Raw genomic sequence first — 18,175 nt, 5'->3', positions numbered from 1 at the left:
AGTAATCTATCAAAATTATACGTATGTTAATTATCTCTCTTGTTCATACTGTAGATAAGTATGAACGAGGGGGACTTATTTATGAGAAGAGTTTTTGCACTATGTCTTATTATTTTATTTTTCACCAATACCGTCATTGCAAAAGAAAGTGACTCTAATGAGTTAATTGATATTGCTACGATGATTTTAGAAAATAACCTCCAGATTCAGGAGTGGGAAGTAACCATGAAGGAACATAGGGATGCAACTCATTTGCAAGAAATGGTACAGGATTTAAGTAATAGTTATTCTGTCACAAAACATGAAAATGAAAACAGTATTATTTATTCAGTTAAGGACACTCACAAAGAGGGTACAATAAACGTAAATTATAATGTAATTTTCCCCAAGGATAATAGGTATGAATCTGAATTAGTAATAACAATTAATGGTAGTTCATGGGATGAAAATATTGAATCTTCCTATGTAAATTTGATGTCAGTATTAACTGGTAAATTTTTTACAGATAACATTAAAATATTCTCTTGTATGTCTACGAGAGCTAGTGCTATAATTAAAAATGATAATATTGTAGAAAATATTACTGAAAAGCTTAAAATTAGTCATAAAGAGACATATAATGACACATTAAAACCGACAAAAGATGCAGAATATATATATGGATATAGCCCTTTATGGGGACAAAAGATTACCATTCAGGATAAGCCAGTAAATGTACAAATAGTATCGCAAACACTTGGCAGTGGTGATGTCCAATTGACAATTGGAACACCTATCCTAATAAATGAATATTAATATAGGGAAATTGGATCTGAAGGAGAATTGAAATATGGATAAAATCATCGTAAGAGGCGGACAGCAATTGAATGGTAATGTTCATGTAGAGGGTGCAAAGAATGCTGTGCTACCCGTAATTGCTGCGAGTATTCTTGCTAGTGAGGGAACTAGCGTTGTTCATGATGTCCCAGTTCTAGCTGATGTTTATACAATTAATGAAGTTTTACGTAATATGAATGCTGATGTAGTATTTGAAAATAATAAAGTGTATATTGATGCTTCAAAGGAATTAAAAACGGAAGCGCCATTTGAGTATGTTCGAAAAATGCGTGCCTCCGTTCTTGTTTTGGGTCCATTACTTGCTCGTTTCGGTCATGCACACGTTGCAATGCCTGGAGGATGTGCAATTGGTTCACGTCCAATTGATCTACATTTAAAAGGGTTTGAAGCAATGGGTGCTACTGTTCATGTTGGAAATGGTTTCGTTGAAGCACAGGTAGATGGCCGATTAAAAGGTGCAAAAATCTATCTTGATGTACCAAGTGTTGGTGCAACTGAAAATATTATGATGGCAGCGACTTTAGCTGAAGGAAGAACCATTTTAGAGAATGCAGCGAAAGAGCCTGAAATTGTTGATTTAGCTAATTTCTTAAATAAAATGGGAGCGCGTGTTGTTGGCGCTGGAACGGAAACAATTCGTATCGACGGTGTAGAGTCATTACGAGGTGCAGTTCATTCCATTATTCCAGATCGTATTGAAGCTGGAACATTTATGGTTGCTGCAGCAATAACTGGTGGAAATATTTTAATAGAAAATGCAGTAAGTGCACATTTAAGACCATTGATCTCAAAGCTTGAGGAAATGGGTGCTACAGTAATGGAAGAAGGCAATGGTATCCGTGTTATTGGACCAGATGCATTGAAAGCAACAGATATTAAAACATTACCACATCCAGGATTTCCAACCGATATGCAATCACAAATGATGGCTCTTATGCTATGTGCTCACGGTACAAGTGTTATTACGGAAACCGTTTTTGAGAATCGTTTCATGCATGTAGAGGAATTCCGTCGTATGAATGCAAAAATGAAAATAGAAGGACGTAGTGTCATTATTGACGGTCCATCTGAACTTCAAGGTGCAGAAGTAGCTGCAACAGACTTACGTGCAGCAGCTGCATTAATTCTTGCTGGCCTTCGAGCGAATGGTTTAACTAGAGTTACAGAGTTAAAGCATTTAGATCGTGGGTATGTTAACTTGGCTGGAAAACTAGCTAGCCTTGGAGCAGACATTGAACGTGTCGATGAAAATGGCGATGTTGTACATCCGCATAACATTGATTACGTTGCTGAATTGTCATAAGTAGATAACTTAATAGATTAATAGGGTGAAGCACGGTTTCTGTGCTTCACCTTTTTGATTTGGTTATGCAAGCATCAACCAAATTCAGTGACACATCAACCGTTCGTGTGAAATATCAACCAAATAACGACCAACATCAACCAATTCACGAAACTATCAACCAAATTTGTTAATCATCAACCAAACTTAAAAAACATCAACCATTTTAAAAGAAACATCAACCAAATGAGATCACCTCGCCATCCAATAAACACAAATACCTCACCATATTTTACCAATTAAAATAATGATAAATATTATAAATAGTCTTGCAATTCAAGTGTATAGAGGATACAATATTATCTATTAATAGAATATGAGCTTTCCATGAAATATGTCGAGTAGGATGAAACATTTCTCCTCAGAATCAGACCCCAAAAACTACTCGAAAAATCGTACATAACTACCAACAAATCCAATCATGTAAAAGAAAATCCAATCATATAATTTAACAAACACATCTAAAGGGGACATGTTATGAAACTCTATTTATCTGTAGATATGGAAGGGATAACAGGACTACCAGATTATACATTTGTTAGCGCTTCCATGCATAATTATGAGCGCGCACGCAAGATAATGACAGATGAGACGAATTATGTTATCGAAGCTGCATTTCAATCAGGTTGTAGCGAAGTACTAGTCAATGATAGTCACATGAAGATGAATAATATATTAATTGATCAGCTTCATCCGGATGCCCATCTCATAAGTGGAGGGGTAAAGACCTATTCGATGGTGCATGGTCTTGATGATAGCTTTATCGGTGCCATGTTTATTGGTTACCATACAAGAGCTGGAATGCCTGGGGTAATGTCACATTCGATGATACATATGGTACGTAATTTCTTTATTAACGACATGCAAATTGGTGAGCTAGGCATGAATGCAATGGTTGCAGGTTACCATGGTGTCCCAGTTCTCCTTGTTTCAGGTGATGATGAAACAGCAAAAGAAGCCGAAGAACTAATTCCAAATATAACGACAGCAATTGTCAAAGAAGCCATTTCAAGATCAACAGCAAAAAGTCTTACACCGAAAAAAGCTGGTGATTTACTTCAAGAAAAAGTGAAACAAGCAATTGCGAATCGTGATAATGTCCGACCGTTAACACCACCTGACAACCCAAAGTTGAAAGTGGAATTTGTTAATTACGGTGCAGCAGAGTTAGCGAGTATGATGCCGGGAACTGAAATAATTCCAGGAACTACGATGGTGGAATATCAGGCGAAAGATATACTGGAAGCATATCGGGCCCTGCTTGTCATGATTGAACTTGCTTATGAGACGAAATATGCATAGCAAGGAGTTAGTTGTATTGAGAGAGCTTGGAGATAGGATTCAGAGGATAACCGATCAATCAACTGGTACCTGGGGTATTTCCTTATACGACCTAGATACAAACGAAACTTGGGAAATGAATGAACATCATCTCTTTTACGCGGCTAGTGTAATCAAAGTGCCCATTATGATTGCGGCCTTTGCTGCTAATAAACGTGGTGAATTTATTCTGAGTGATACGGTTGAACTCAAACGGGAAAATATAGTTGGAGGTAGTGGTGTTCTTCAACATCTGACACCGGGTACTCAATTTACTATTTATGACTTACTAACGTTAATGATTATCCAAAGCGATAATACAGCAACGAATATGATGATAGAGTTGGTCGGGGTTCCATCCATTCAGCAAACGATGAAGGATATTGGATTAGAAAAAAGCAAATTTTATCATAAGATGATGACGATGGATGTTGATCGAGAAGGAATGAATGAAATTACAGCTAGTGAAATGGCAGGTATGCTAAGAAAACTAGCAACTGGAAAAATCATTTCCGTTCATGCTTGTGAACAAATGATAGCGATTATGAAACAACAACAAATTACCAATTGTTTGCCAGGGAAAGTTCCACCAACGACAGAAACGACTATCGGCTCCTTGAAGGAATGGGAGATTGCGAATAAAACAGGAAATGTTTCCGGGATTCGGCATGATATTGGTATTTTCTATGTTGGTAAACGAAAATTAATCGCTTCTGTTTTGACTAGTGGCTTAGACGATATACAATCGCCTGACATCCTATCCAAAGTGGGCTTAGAAATCTACCAATATCTTAAACAATCGCTTCATAAAAGATAGAAACATGTCATAACTTATTGCAAGGAAGCTTTTCTACATATAACTAGCGCATGATGCGTAAAAGATACAGGAGTTGGGGGAAATGCTCAAATATATATTAAAACGACTGTTAATCATGGTCGTCACCTTGTGGATTATTATTACACTAACCTTTGTACTAATGGTATCTGTTCCTGGATCTCCGTTTAATAGTGAAGGAAATTCCAATGAGATTGTACAACAAAACCTAGCCAAACATTACAATCTCGATAAACCATATCATGTGCAATATTTACTTTACTTAAAATCGATTGTGACATTAGATTTTGGACCGTCGATTAAACAACCTAACCAGACTGTAAATGACTTGTTAGGACGAGGATTCCCAATATCCGCAGAGCTTGGAATTGTCACGATTATTGTTGCGGTGATTTCTGGGATAACCCTCGGAATACTAGCTGCACTCCGACATAATGGTGTTATTGATTATCTGGCCATGGGAATTGCAGTACTTGGGATATCGATACCAAACTTTATCATGGCTACCCTATTAATTGATCAACTAGCTGTTCAACGGGAGTGGTTCCCAGTTGCGACATGGAAAAGCCCAATGCACATGGTGCTTCCCGTATTAGCGCTTGCCACAGGGCCAATGGCCATTATTGCAAGACTAACAAGGTCCACCATGCTGGAAGTATTAACACAGGATTACATAAAAATGGCTCGTGCTAAAGGGTTAACACCATGGAAAATTATCGTGAAACATGCGCTTCGAAACGCACTCATGCCAGTTATTACTATCATGGGAACATTGGTCGCTGGAATTATGACGGGATCCTTCGTTATCGAGCAAATTTTTGCGATTCCAGGCATGGGAAAATACTTTGTTGAGAGTATTAACCACCGAGATTTCCCCGTTATCATGGGGACGACCGTATTTTATAGTGCATTCTTAATAGTCATGCTGTTCCTTGTGGATATTGCCTATGGAATATTAGATCCAAGAATCAAAGTAGCGAAGAAGGAAGGGGAGTAACATAACATGAAATCTAATCAAAATCCCCAACATATCACACGAGAAAATGTACCGGATGAATGGTTTACATGGCGGGAAAAAAACGTAAAAGAACTAGAGATGGTTTCCAGGCCTTCCTTGTCTTACTGGAAGGATGCTTGGCGACGCTTGCGAAAGAATTACCTTGCAATGGCAGGTTTAATATTTTTAATTCTATTAATAATCATGGCGATATTTGGCCCAATCGTGTCACCATATGACGCAAACAAACAGAGCTTATCGGAGCAATATCAACCGCCATCAGCGGAACATTGGTTTGGAACAGATGGCGCAGGTCGGGATGTTTTCACCCGCACATGGCATGGAGCTAGAATCTCCCTATTTGTTGGATTTATGGCAGCATTGATCGACGTGACCATCGGAATTATTTGGGGTGGAATCTCTGGATATAAAGGCGGACGCACCGATAATGTCATGATGCGAATTATTGAGATTTTATACGGTATCCCTTACCTATTAGTCGTTATCTTGTTACTAGTAGTGATGGGACCAAGTCTAACGACGATTATTATCGCCCTCACCGTCACGGGATGGGTTGGTATGGCCAGGATTGTGCGGGGGCAGGTCATGCAGATTAAAAACTATGAGTATGTCCTCGCATCGAAATCCTTTGGTACGAAAACACCGAGAATTATTCGGAAAGGGCTCCTTCCAAATACGATGGGTCCAATTATCGTTCAAATGACACTAACCGTTCCATCAGCAATTTTCGCGGAAGCATTTTTAAGTTTTATTGGACTTGGGATATCGTCGCCGAATGCCAGCTGGGGTGTGATGGCAAATGACTCACTCGGTGCAATACTTTCTGGTAACTGGTGGACGTTATTCTTCCCAGCGTTTTTCATATCCTTTACGATGTTTGCCTTTAACGTCTTAGGAGACGGATTACAAGATGCACTGGATCCGAAATTAAGGAAGTAGGTGGACTGATGGAAAAGATTCTAGAAGTAAAAGACTTACACGTTACCTTCACAACCTATGGAGGTACCGTACAGGCAGTAAGAGGCGTAGACTTCCATTTAAATAAGGGCGAAACACTAGCAATCGTTGGGGAATCCGGTTGTGGGAAAAGTGTCACATCCAATGCAATCATGCGACTCATACCGAGCCCACCAGGTAAAATCACTGCTGGAAAAATTCTATTTAAGGGCAAGGATTTAGCGAAAGAATCCGAGAAGAAAATGCGACAAGTGCGCGGTGTGGATATTTCAATGATATTCCAGGATCCGATGACAGCATTAAACCCAACACTAACCATTGGAACCCAGCTTATTGAAGGATTGAAACAGCATCGCAAAATTACAGATAGTGAAGCAAAAAAACGCGCACTGGAAATGATGGATCTCGTTGGTATTCCTAATCCAGCAGAGCGTATGAAGCAATATCCCCATCAATTTAGTGGTGGGATGCGTCAGCGTATTGTCATTGCAATTGCCTTAATTTGCGAGCCTGAGTTACTGATAGCGGATGAGCCTACTACCGCACTGGATGTAACGATTCAGGCACAAATACTAGAACTATTTGAAAAAATCCAAGATGTTACGGGAGTTTCGATTATCCTCATTACCCATGATCTAGGAGTTGTTGCGAAGATTGCAGACCGAATTGCGGTTATGTATGCGGGGAAGATTATTGAAACAGGAACGAAGCGGGAGATTTTCTATGAGCCGCAACACCCGTACACCAAAGGATTACTGAATTCTGTTCCACGATTGGATACAAAAGGAAGGCTAAAACCAATCGATGGTACACCACCAGATTTATTCTCACCTCCAGAGGGATGTCCATTTACTGCTAGATGTCCATTTGCGATGGAGGTGTGTAATAAAGTTTACCCGAAATCTAGTAATCTAAGCGATTCTCATTCCGTAGATTGCTGGTTACAAGATGAACGGGCAAAACAATTACTGGCCACAATGGTCACAAATTAAGGATAAGGGGGATAAGAATGAAGAAACTACTCTTTTTGCTGATAGCAGCACTGACAGTGTTTTTCTTAGCTGCATGTACTGCTAACAATGAAGCGGGCGAAGACCCAGAGGAAAAAGAAAACGTGGAGGAACCAGCTGATAATGGCGAAACAACAGATGAAGAATCTGGATCCGATGAAAAGGTACTACGATTAAATAATGGTACAGAACCAAGTTCATTAGACCCGTCTATTGGGTTTGATGCGGTATCTTGGGACCCATTAAATAACTTAATGGAAGGTTTAACTCGATTAGACGCAGACCATCGTGCTGCAGCTGGAGTAGCTGAGGACTGGGAAATCTCTGATGACGGTTTAACGTACACATTTACGTTACGTGAAGATGCAAAATGGTCCAATGGAGACCCAGTTGTTGCAGCGGACTTTGAGTTTGCTTGGAAATACATGTTGAACCCTGAAACAGCTTCTGCAGCAGCGTTTTTAGGTTATTTCATTGAAGGAGCAGAGGCATATAACAGTGGCGAAGGTTCCGTTGATGATGTGAAAGTAACTGCAGTGGATGAAAAAACGTTGGAAGTTGTCTTAGCAGCACCAACTGGATTCTTTTTAGATGTTTTAACAAATCCAGCATTCTTCCCAATCAATCATAAAGTAGCCGAGGCTGACCCGAATTGGCATACCGAAGCAGAAACATTTGTTGGGAACGGTCCTTTTGCATTAGAGTCTTGGAAGCATGATGAAGAAATGGTATTCGTGAAAAACGAACATTATTGGGATGCAAGTGCTGTGAAATTGGATAAAGTCCATTTCGCAATGGTAAATGACTCCAATACCCAATATCAAATGTTTGAAGCAGGAGACCTGGATACAGCAAGTATTCCACCAGAATTATCCGATCAGTTAATTGATGGAGATAATGTATTCATCGGACCATACGGTGGTTTGGAATTCTTCCGTTTTAATCTTGAAATGGAACCATTCCAAAATAAGAAAATCCGTCAAGCATTTGCATTTGCCGTTAACCGAGATGATATTGCACAATATGTTGTGAAAAATGGGGTAGAACCAGCATACGGATTCATTAACCCTGGGTATACAAGTCCATCTGGTCAAGATTTCCGTGAAGTGAATGGTGATCTAGTAACCTTCGATCCAGATAAAGCAAAACAGTTACTGGAAGAAGGTATGGCAGAAGAAGGCTATGATGAATTACCAGCGATCACGTTAAGCTACAATACAAGTGATACGAACAAAGCAGTAGCAGAAGCATTACACGGTATGTTCCAAGAGCATTTAGGTGTGGAAGTAACACTGGAAAACCAAGAATGGAACGTATTCTCTGAAGCACAAAAAGCATTAGAGCTTCAATTCTCTCGTAGTTCATTCATCAATGACTACAATGACCCAGTTAACTTCCTAGAAAGCTTTATCACGGATTCCTACATGAACCGTACTGGCTTCTCTAGTGAGGAATATAATGAGTTAATTGCAACTGGTAAATCAGCTACAGATGAAGAAGAACGTTGGAATGCATTATTCGAAGCGGAGAAATTATTAGCCGAAGAAATGCCAGCATTCCCAATCCGTTACTACAATACTGTAGTACTTGAAGCAGAAGGTGTAGAAGGAATCCTACGCCACCCAGTAGGATACTTTGATTTGAAGTATGCGGATAAGAAGTAAGAGGAGTAACTGTTCTTCATCTTTTGTATGAGGAAGTTTTTAATTGATTGCACTGAGCGGCCCGAATACACGGAGACTCCTGCGGGAGGAAAGGCATCGGTGAGACACCGAGTATGCACCTGCGTCTGCAAGTATCTCTACGTAGCATGCTTCCTCGGTGCAAGGCTGCAAAGAAGCATACTCAAGTAGTAGCCTGGCTCACCAGCCGCCCGCGGAAAGCGGAGTGTATTCGGGCCGCGGACCAGGCTAGAAATGATTACAAAGGAATGGCTCATCTACTAGATGAGCTACTCCTTTTCATTCATTTATAAACTTACATTCAGAAAGAAGGTACACAAATGCTACTACCAAAAGCGCTACAAAAAGGAGATACCATAGGTGTGATTGCCCCTGCAAGTCCTCCTGATAAAAAACGCCTCGAACAAGCGATACCCTTTTTCAACAATCTTGGCCTCCGTGTGAAACTGGGGAAATATGTAGACGAAGTTCATGGTTATTTAGCTGGAACAGATGAACAACGTCTGGAAGATTTTCACAATATGGTAGCAGATGATAGTATCAAAGCAATTATTTTTGCACGTGGTGGCTATGGTACAGGTCGAATTGCCTCTTCTATTAATTATCGATTAATCGCCAATCATCCCAAAATCATTTGGGGTTATAGTGATATAACGTATTTACATACGGCCATTCAGCAAAAGACAGGGCTAGTTACCTTCCATGGTCCAATGTTAGCTTCCGATGTCGCAGATCCTAACTTTGATGAAATTTCTGCCTCATCATTTGAACAGCTTTTTGAGCCGGTAACGCTCCAATATAATGAAAACATCGCACCATTAGAAATACTAGTAGATGGAATTGGCGCAGGTCCTTTGGTAGGAGGAAATCTTGCTTTAATCACTAGTACGCTTGGTACACCATACGAGATTGAAACCGATGGAAAAATCCTACTTATAGAAGATATTTATGAACAACCATATCGGATCGATGCCATGCTGAACCAACTAAAACTAGCTGGGAAACTTGATAACCTTCACGGCATGGTAGTTGGTGACTTTGCGGAAGCAGAGCCGAAAGAAAAGCCATCTTTAACTTTAGAGGAAGTGTTAGATCATTATTTAGGTGATTTAGAATGCCCAGTGATCAAAGGATTTAAAATTGGTCATTGCTTTCCACATTTCGCCGTACCATTAGGTGCAGGTGCAATTCTAAACACGAGGGATAAAACATTGACGATTGATCCGGGGGTAGAACGCTAATGAACATTCAACAAATTGAAACATTCAAGGCAGCCATACCGTTAAAAAAGGCGTTTAAAACGGCATTACGAACGGTGACCGTTGCGGAAACTATCGTCGTCAAAGTAACTTGTGATAATGGAGTAGTTGGCTGGGGAGAGGCTCCACCGACACATGTTATTACGGGAGACACGTTAGCTAGTATCTCCTTTACGGTCAATGATGTAATTAAACCAGCGCTAGTAGGAATGGATTGTCTTGACAGAGAGCTTCTTTTTGAAAAGATAAATCGTATAGTGGTTGGAAACACGAGTGCCAAGGCAGCAGTCGATATGGCTATTTATGACTGTGTTGCCCAGCATGCACGCATGCCTCTTCATCAATTTTTAGGTGGATATCAAGACAGGATTGAAACGGATTATACCGTTAGCGTCAATAGTCCCACTGAAATGGCAGAGGATGCAGAAGGCTATGTGAAGGACGGCTTTTCCGTTCTAAAAGTGAAAGTAGGAAAAGACCGAATAGAAACTGATATTGAAAGAATTCAGGCCATTCGGGATAGAGTGGGTCCTGATGTAACTATACGACTAGATGCAAACCAAGGCTGGAATCCGAAAGAGGCGGTTCGCTCCATTCAAAAGATGGAAGACCTTGGATTGAATATTGAATTTATCGAACAACCAGTAAAAGCCTACGACCTGAAAGGATTAAAACACGTGAAGGACCATACCCATATTCCGATTATGGCAGATGAAAGTGTTTTTTCCGCACGGGATGCTAGAGCGGTTTTAGAAATGGATGCAGCTGATCTAATAAATATTAAACTGATGAAGGTTGGTGGCATTCACGAAGGACTCAAGATTGCGAAACTAGCAAGTGTATACGGTGTCGATTGCATGGTTGGTAGTATGATTGAATCCAAGATTGGTATAACTGCAGCAGCACACCTTGCCGCAAGCCAACCAAATATAAAATTCTTTGATTTTGATGCACCTTTGATGCTTGCAGGAGATTTAATCCGGGGTGGCATTACGTATACAGAAAGTAATATTACCTTAGGAAATAGGCCAGGCCTAGGAATTAGTGGTCTAAATGAAGAGTATCTCGTATAGAGAACACAGCTAGAAAGGAGCGGTACAATGTTTAAACAAACTTTTCAACTTCCAGATGTATTCCACGTAGCGGCTGTTCAGGTCGTAACCGTCTGGACAAATCCAGAGTCTGCTAGAGAAATAGATGAACATGCTATTAGCGATCCGACGAAAATCGAACAGTGGATTGACCAATTAACCTATGAGGAAAAGGTTGCCTTATGCAATGAAAATCGGGTACAGACACAGCTTTTATATGGAGAAGTAGCAATTATTACTGAAGTGAAGGGTGACTGGGTAAAGATTACCATTCCTAGCCAACCTTCGAAAAAGGATAACAACGGATATCCAGGCTGGGTTCCACTGAATCAATTAAAACAAGTTACCAAGGATGAATGGCTTCGAGCTGAGACAGCTGCTGTTACCTCAAAACAGGCATGGCTGGAAAATGAGTCAGGCGAACCAATAATAAATGTTAGTTATATGACTTGCCTTCCTGAAATTAAGAAAGAGGCAGACCGGGTAGAGGTGCTTACCCCACAAGGAGCTGCTTATTTACCAACAGAAGTAGTAGATGTTTTCCCTACAGTAGAAGGTGGAAAACTAGGAAATGGTGCGAATATTATTGAAGCCGCTGAAAAGTATGTGGGACTTGATTATCTCTGGGGCGGAATGAGTGCGTTTGGCTATGACTGTTCTGGTTTTGCCTATAATATGCACAAAGCCAATGGCTACCAGATTAGTAGAGATGCATCCGACCAGGCAGCCTTTGGAAAGGAAGTTCCATATGATGAATTATTGCCAGGGGACTTACTCTTTTTCGCTTATGAAGAAGGAAAGGGAAGTATCCATCATGTTGGATTTTATTACGGCGACGGCAAAATGATTCACTCCCCTATGACGGGAAGAGGCATTGAGATTACGGAATTAAAAGATACCAAATACGAAAAAGAGTTATGTATTGCGAGACGATACTGGGAACCGGGGGATGTATAAGAAATGGCGGAAGAAAGAATCTTAGAAGTTAAAAACTTGAAAAAGCATTTCAACCTTGGAAAGAATAAGGTGCTCAAGGCGGTAAATGACGTTACATTTCACGTGAATAAAGGGGAAACATTTGGACTCGTAGGTGAGTCTGGCTGTGGGAAGTCGACGATTGGGCGTACGATTATTGGCCTGTATAACCGAACAGAAGGGGACGTCGTTTTTGATGGGGAAAATGTTCATGAGCTCAGCGAAAAAGAGATGTTCAAGCTACGCCAAAAGATGCAAATGATTTTCCAAGATCCCTATGCATCGTTAAACCCACGCTCCACAGTACGTGAGGTCATTGCCGAACCGATGGAAGTACATAAGCTATATAAAAGTAAAAAGGAACAAACGGAACGCGTTTATCAGTTACTGGAAGAGGTTGGTTTGAATCGAGACCATGCAGACCGTTATCCACACGAGTTTAGTGGTGGACAGCGCCAACGGATTGGAATCGCCCGTGCACTAGCACTAAATCCGGATTTCATCATTGCAGATGAACCAATTTCCGCACTCGATGTATCCGTTCAAGCACAAGTGGTCAATCTATTAAAAGAGCTGCAAGAGGAAAAAGGATTAACATTTTTATTCATTGCGCATGATTTATCGATGGTTAAACAGATATCAGACCGCATTGGGGTTATGTATTTAGGGAATATGGTAGAGCTAACTGTCAGCGATAGTCTCTATGAGAATCCACTCCATCCATATACTCAGGCATTACTTTCCGCCATCCCAATTCCTGATCCAGATATCGAGGAAACGCGCGAACGGATTATTTTACAAGGAGAATTACCAAGTCCAATTAATCCGCCAAGTGGCTGTGTATTCCGTACACGCTGTCCATTTGCAATGGAAATCTGTGGCCAAGAAAAACCAGAATGGCAAGAGGTGGAGGAAAATCACTTTGTTGCATGTCATTTGTATAATGAGCAGGTGAAAAAGGACAGGGTTAAAGAACCTGTAGTGAATATACGGTAGAAAAAATGAAGGGATTGTCTTACTATTATGTATAGACACCCCTTTAGTTTTGTCTGAAATTAACTAAGAAGGAAGTGAATGAAATGAAATGGGAAGAAGTACGTAGGCTATTTCCAAACCAATACTTAAAACTTAGAATACTGGATTCTTATCAAGAGGATGGAAGAAGAATTGTAACTGAAGTAGCTTTAATAAATACTATCAGTGATCCAAAAATAGCTACAAGGGAGTTACTTCAGGCAAATGGGAACGTTATTGTATACCATACAGGTAACGAGGAGATTTATATTGATGTTAGGGAACCTATTGGTTTTAGGGGGATTAGGTTATGAAATTAGAGTTCGTAAATAACTTACTTGAGACTAAAATGGGGATTTACTATAAAGGAAAAACAAAAGTAATTGATAAGCTTGTGATTGATACCCTCATATCCTCAGATATAGTTGATGATATTGGGATATATTTAGAAAATGGAGACTCATTGGTTAGTTCATTTGGAATAGGAGGAGAGGAGTACTCTTTTCGGAAACAAGTTGATTTCATAAAACTCGGTTCATATTACACAAGAAATCCTAAGCTTGATTTTGGAAATTTAAGTAAATGGGGTATTAATGGCCTTATTGGTCTAGATATCCTTATGGCTGGTAAGTTTATTATAGATTTGAGGAAATTAGAAATAACACAATAGTTGACCACTCCCATGTAAGAAAAACCACTTAATAACACTTCGCAGTCTTCACCAGAGAAATAATCTTCAAATAGAACTTGTCCTATCAAAAATCCTTTCAATAGATTTCAAAATTCTAGTTCTATTATTTTTACTAACTGTATAAGTTTAATAGTAGGAATGCTAGATATGAAAAAGTGTGTAAGGAGGGTGCCCCATGAAGAACAATAAAAATTCCATCAAACAAATACAAAAACTAAAAAAGAAAAAAGCTCAATCGAAGCATCAAATCTTACAAAAACGTTTTTCGACAAGCAATACACAAAAGCCAATTCCACTGACTAAAGGGCGCTTCAAATGGAAATTCCCAGCTGTATTTTTGCTCAGTATCGTATTTATCATTCTAGCTGTTCCGACATTAATTGTTGTCCCTTTTATCTCAAACAGTGAGGTATTGTCCCAATCTATTGATCGGGTAGCAGAACCAGAATATGAAGAGACATTGGCAGAAGACTCTGCTGTTGAAGTCGCAGTAATGCGTTCTCAAACGTCTCAAATCGAGAATGTTCCGCTGGAAACGTATGTAGCGGGGGTTGTTGCATCCGAGATGCCAATTGAATTTGAAACCGAAGCATTAAAAGCACAGAGCTTAGCAGCAAGAACCTACATCGTGAACAAAATGTTGTACCAAACGGAAGAGGTGTCCTCAGACGTCACCGACACCATTCAAGATCAAGTATACAAAAACGATGCCGAGCTTCGATTGAAGTGGGGCAAAAACTACCATAAACATATGCAGAAAATAACCGAAGCGGTACTCGCTACGAAGGGTCAAATTATTACGTACAATGACAAACCGATTGATCCACAGTTTTTCTCAACGAGTAATGGCTATACAGAGAACTCAGAGGATTACTATATTAATGAAATTCCATATTTGCGTAGTGTGCCAAGTCCATGGGATGAAGCTTCCCCATATTATTTAGACCAGGAAACATTTACATTCGAACAAGTAGAAACCGCACTTGGTATCGACTTACCGGCAAATCAACAACTAGCGATTGAAGTGACTAGAACCGAAAGCAACCGGGTAAATGAATTACATGTTGCTGGAAAGGCATTGTCAGGCCGTGAAGTAAGAGAAAAGCTAAAATTACGTTCCAGTGACTTTTCCATCAAACAAAAAGGTAATCACCTGATCTTCACTACGAAAGGAAACGGACACGGCGTAGGCATGAGCCAATACGGCGCCAATGGCATGGCCCAAGAAGGCAAAACTTACGAAGAGATTGTCACTTACTATTACAAGGATGTTGAAATTAGTTATTTAGATGAAGCAGTACCAGCGTTGGTTATGCAGTAGACAGTAGCACCTCCTAGATTTTGTCTAGTGGGTGCTTTTTGATTTCATCTTATAGTTGATGATGCATGAAAAATGGTTGATAGTCCCTCGAAAACGGTTGAAGTTTTTCCAGAATGGTTGATAAGCATCCGAAAACGGTTGAAGTTTCTCCAGAACAGTTGATATTCTCCGAAAACGGTTGAAGTTTCTCCAGAACGGTTGATATTCTCCGAAAACGGTTGAAGTTTCTCAGAACGCTAGATAGTCCCTGAAAACGGTTGAAGTTTCTCCAGAAAGGTTGATATTCCCTCGAAAACGGTTGAAGTTTCTCCAGAACGGTTGATATTCCCCGAAAAACGGTAGAAGTTACGCCAAAACGGTTGATAGTCCTACAATAACGGTTGATAATGACCCGAAAACAGTTGATAGCCATCCCAGTACTGTTGATACCCCGCAACACGCAAAGCCCCACCAACCTGCAAATCCATCCAATCTATCTACTATTCCTATCTATTAAATCCGCTAAAACCATCAAATTTCCCGCTAGAAAAACTTAATATCCCCAAAAACAAATGAAAAATGCATAAAAACAGAAAAAAAGTTTTATAAAATGTATAGATTTTTCGTTTTCTGTTCAGAATGGTTGGTGAGGTGATGAATAAATGAAAGAGGAAAACAAAGCGCCTAAAAAAGGTGCCAACTCAATTTTTCGTAAAAAATGGTTTTTCCCTGCAGTATACTTAACGATTGCTGCACTTTTATTGGCGGTAGTAGTTTGGTATCAAAATTTGGATAATCAATTACCAAGTGCTGGGGATGACCAGGAGCTAAGTGACAATTATACACCAAGTCCACATGATCAGGATGCAGAACCGGTAATGGATTCTTCGGAAGTCATTAAGATGCCAGTAGCTGATCAGGAACAAGCAGAAATCGTAACTAAATTCTTTGATTACGACGCTTCAGCAGAAGACCAAGAAAGTGCACTGATTCTTTCTAACAACCGATACTACCAAAGCACAGGTGTTGATATCGTTTATCCAAACGGTGAAGCATTTGATGTTTTAGCATCATTAAGTGGTACGGTAACAGAAGTAAAAGAGGATCCATTACTAGGAAATGTGGTAATTCTATCACATGAAAATGGCGTATCAACGTATTATGCTAGTCTTGGAGAAATTAGTGTACAAGCTGGGGATGAAGTGAAACAAGGCGATGTCATTGCAACAGCTGGAGAGAATATCTTCGGTAAAAACAATGGTACCCACCTACACTTCGAAATCAGAAAAGATGAAGAAGTATTTAACCCAGAAGAGTTCTTCAATCAACCTGTTAGTAAGTTAGAAAGTGTTGAATCTGAAGATGTTTCAGAGGAGCAAGACACTTCTAGTATTACATCCGAAGAAGTAAATTCTGAAAATGCAGATGAAGAAACAAATGATGAAGATTCTACCGAGGAAACTACTGAAGAAACCGATGAAACAACGGAAGATTCTTCAGAGGACTCCGAGGAGACTTCAACTGATTCCGAAGAATAATTGTTAAGAGAAATCCTAGAAAATATGCTAGGGTTTCTCTTTTTTTTCATTCCCCCGATATCACCCCACAAAGACTCGCCAAAAACCCTGATATTTCGCCCTTATTTGTAAGAAATATGTCGAACGATTATCCCTATTTTTTGAAAAAATTATGTTACTATTATAATAGTTAAAAACTAGTAGAATTTAATATATTACAATCTCGTAAAAAGTTATCCGTTGTGGAGAATCGATATAGTACGTTGAAGCTGAAAGGACTGGTTAACAAAAAATGAGCTACGGAAGTACACACCTAATGCCGGAATACATGACCTCAGTATCAGAAAGTGCGGAATTAACACTAGGACAAGTTATTTTATTATTATCCCAAGAGCATGACGAGAAAGCTGTAATCGAGCTAACTCGTAAATATTGTTTGCAATCTTCCTCTACCATTATTCAGAAACAAGGTATGGAGTTTTTATATATAAATGGTTTTTACGAAGATTTAAATCTATTAATCGTGAAAAACCAACTATCGAATAATATATCTAATAAGTTATGGGCAGAGGTCTATCAAATAATATTAGATCTCCGTTCTAGAAAATATACGATGGGCGAACTGCGACAACACCTTCGAGGAATAAAGCATTCTGATCCCGAACTACAATGCTTAATCGAATTAGCCATTGTAGATACTTATTTTTATCAAATGGATTTCGGGAAAATCGGAAACTTCCTGGATAAGCAAGCCGATTTATTTGATGCCATTCAAGATACGTATTTACTTTCCAGCTTCAACTTAAGAATTTATCAAAAACTATTTATTTACTATTGGAAAAGAAACGAGTTAATCATGGCTAGAAAGTATGCTTTTCGCGCATTAAATCAAACCAACAGTCCATCGACAAAAGCAAGCTTACATATCCACCTAGGTTTAACCTATACGTTCGATACATATTATCAAGGCATGTATCACCTAAAAGAAGGATTAAAAATCGCTAAGCAATACGATTTAAAAAGATATATTCGTAGTATTGAAAACAGTAATGTTCCATTCTTAGCTGCTCATTTTGGCAGAACTGAAGGAATAGAAACAGAAGATATTAGTGAACTAGCACATCTCGAAATTGCCAAAGGAAATAATGAAAAGGCAATCGAGTTATTAGAAGATATTTATACGGATAGTCCTTTTAAAATGTATTACATGGGGCTAGCCAAGCAGGATAAGAACTTATTATCCGAATCCTGCAAAATGTTTGTGGAAAGAAGTGACTATTTCTTTAGTAGATTACCAATTACAGCCATAAAGAATCTTCAAGCATAA

Annotated in this window: 17 protein-coding genes; all 17 read left to right on the top strand. The window is 39.4% G+C overall.

Going from position 1 to position 18,175, the window contains the following annotated elements:
• The first annotated feature begins 81 nt into the window (after positions 1-81).
• The 17 genes from TE34_RS05235 (at position 82) to TE34_RS05150 (ending at position 18,175) form a co-directional block, all read left to right on the top strand.
• Positions 82-795 carry a YwmB family TATA-box binding protein gene (locus TE34_RS05235; RefSeq protein ID WP_047983778.1) on the top strand — a complete coding sequence of 238 codons (714 nt, stop codon included), beginning with the start codon at positions 82-84 and terminating at the stop codon, positions 793-795.
• Between the two features lie 34 nt (positions 796-829).
• Positions 830-2,140, top strand: a complete 1,311-nt coding sequence (gene murA, locus TE34_RS05230) for a UDP-N-acetylglucosamine 1-carboxyvinyltransferase (protein ID WP_047983777.1) — start codon at positions 830-832, stop codon at positions 2,138-2,140.
• Between the two features lie 516 nt (positions 2,141-2,656).
• A complete protein-coding gene (locus tag TE34_RS05225) occupies positions 2,657-3,481 on the top strand; it encodes a M55 family metallopeptidase (protein WP_047983776.1) in 825 nt (274 codons plus the stop codon).
• Between the two features lie 16 nt (positions 3,482-3,497).
• On the top strand, positions 3,498-4,316 hold the full coding sequence (locus TE34_RS05220) for a serine hydrolase (RefSeq protein ID WP_236687105.1): 819 nt from the start codon (positions 3,498-3,500) through the stop codon (positions 4,314-4,316).
• 82 nt (positions 4,317-4,398) lie between these two features.
• A complete protein-coding gene (locus TE34_RS05215) occupies positions 4,399-5,331 on the top strand; it encodes an ABC transporter permease (RefSeq protein WP_047983774.1) in 933 nt (310 codons plus the stop codon).
• A gap of 6 nt (positions 5,332-5,337) precedes the next feature.
• Positions 5,338-6,291 carry an ABC transporter permease gene (locus TE34_RS05210; RefSeq protein WP_047983773.1) on the top strand — a complete coding sequence of 318 codons (954 nt, stop codon included), beginning with the start codon at positions 5,338-5,340 and terminating at the stop codon, positions 6,289-6,291.
• A gap of 8 nt (positions 6,292-6,299) precedes the next feature.
• A complete protein-coding gene (locus TE34_RS05205) occupies positions 6,300-7,301 on the top strand; it encodes an ABC transporter ATP-binding protein (RefSeq protein ID WP_047983772.1) in 1,002 nt (333 codons plus the stop codon).
• Positions 7,302-7,318: 17 nt separating this feature from the next.
• Positions 7,319-8,983: a peptide ABC transporter substrate-binding protein gene (locus TE34_RS05200; protein WP_201777674.1), complete on the top strand. Its 1,665-nt coding sequence runs from the start codon at positions 7,319-7,321 to the stop codon at positions 8,981-8,983.
• Positions 8,984-9,321: 338 nt separating this feature from the next.
• Positions 9,322-10,242, top strand: a complete 921-nt coding sequence (locus TE34_RS05190) for a S66 peptidase family protein (RefSeq protein ID WP_047983769.1) — start codon at positions 9,322-9,324, stop codon at positions 10,240-10,242.
• Positions 10,242-11,333 carry a mandelate racemase/muconate lactonizing enzyme family protein gene (locus TE34_RS05185; RefSeq protein WP_047983768.1) on the top strand — a complete coding sequence of 364 codons (1,092 nt, stop codon included), beginning with the start codon at positions 10,242-10,244 and terminating at the stop codon, positions 11,331-11,333. Before TE34_RS05190 ends, TE34_RS05185 begins: the two co-directional genes overlap by 1 nt.
• A gap of 27 nt (positions 11,334-11,360) precedes the next feature.
• Entirely contained in the window at positions 11,361-12,308 is a 948-nt protein-coding gene (locus TE34_RS05180) for a C40 family peptidase (protein WP_047983767.1), read from the top strand.
• Between the two features lie 3 nt (positions 12,309-12,311).
• Positions 12,312-13,322 (top strand): ABC transporter ATP-binding protein, encoded by a 1,011-nt coding sequence (locus TE34_RS05175; RefSeq protein WP_047983766.1) that lies wholly within the window; start codon positions 12,312-12,314, stop codon positions 13,320-13,322.
• Positions 13,323-13,405: 83 nt separating this feature from the next.
• On the top strand, positions 13,406-13,654 hold the full coding sequence (locus TE34_RS05170) for a hypothetical protein (RefSeq protein ID WP_047983765.1): 249 nt from the start codon (positions 13,406-13,408) through the stop codon (positions 13,652-13,654).
• Entirely contained in the window at positions 13,651-14,010 is a 360-nt protein-coding gene (locus TE34_RS05165) for a pepsin/retropepsin-like aspartic protease family protein (RefSeq protein WP_047983764.1), read from the top strand. Before TE34_RS05170 ends, TE34_RS05165 begins: the two co-directional genes overlap by 4 nt.
• A 196-nt stretch (positions 14,011-14,206) precedes the next feature.
• Positions 14,207-15,352, top strand: coding sequence for a stage II sporulation protein D (gene spoIID / locus TE34_RS05160; RefSeq protein WP_047983763.1), 1,146 nt, complete (start codon positions 14,207-14,209; stop codon positions 15,350-15,352).
• A gap of 641 nt (positions 15,353-15,993) precedes the next feature.
• Positions 15,994-16,869: a M23 family metallopeptidase gene (locus TE34_RS05155; protein WP_047983762.1), complete on the top strand. Its 876-nt coding sequence runs from the start codon at positions 15,994-15,996 to the stop codon at positions 16,867-16,869.
• 295 nt (positions 16,870-17,164) lie between these two features.
• Positions 17,165-18,175, top strand: coding sequence for an AimR family lysis-lysogeny pheromone receptor (locus tag TE34_RS05150; protein WP_236687104.1), 1,011 nt, complete (start codon positions 17,165-17,167; stop codon positions 18,173-18,175).

Origin of the sequence: Ornithinibacillus californiensis (assembly GCF_001038485.1) — a bacterium.
GTDB classification, from domain to species: Bacteria; Bacillota; Bacilli; order Bacillales; family Amphibacillaceae; genus Ornithinibacillus; species Ornithinibacillus californiensis.
Note: the sequence above shows the minus strand (reverse complement) of the source record. Positions and strands in the feature narration are given on the sequence as shown.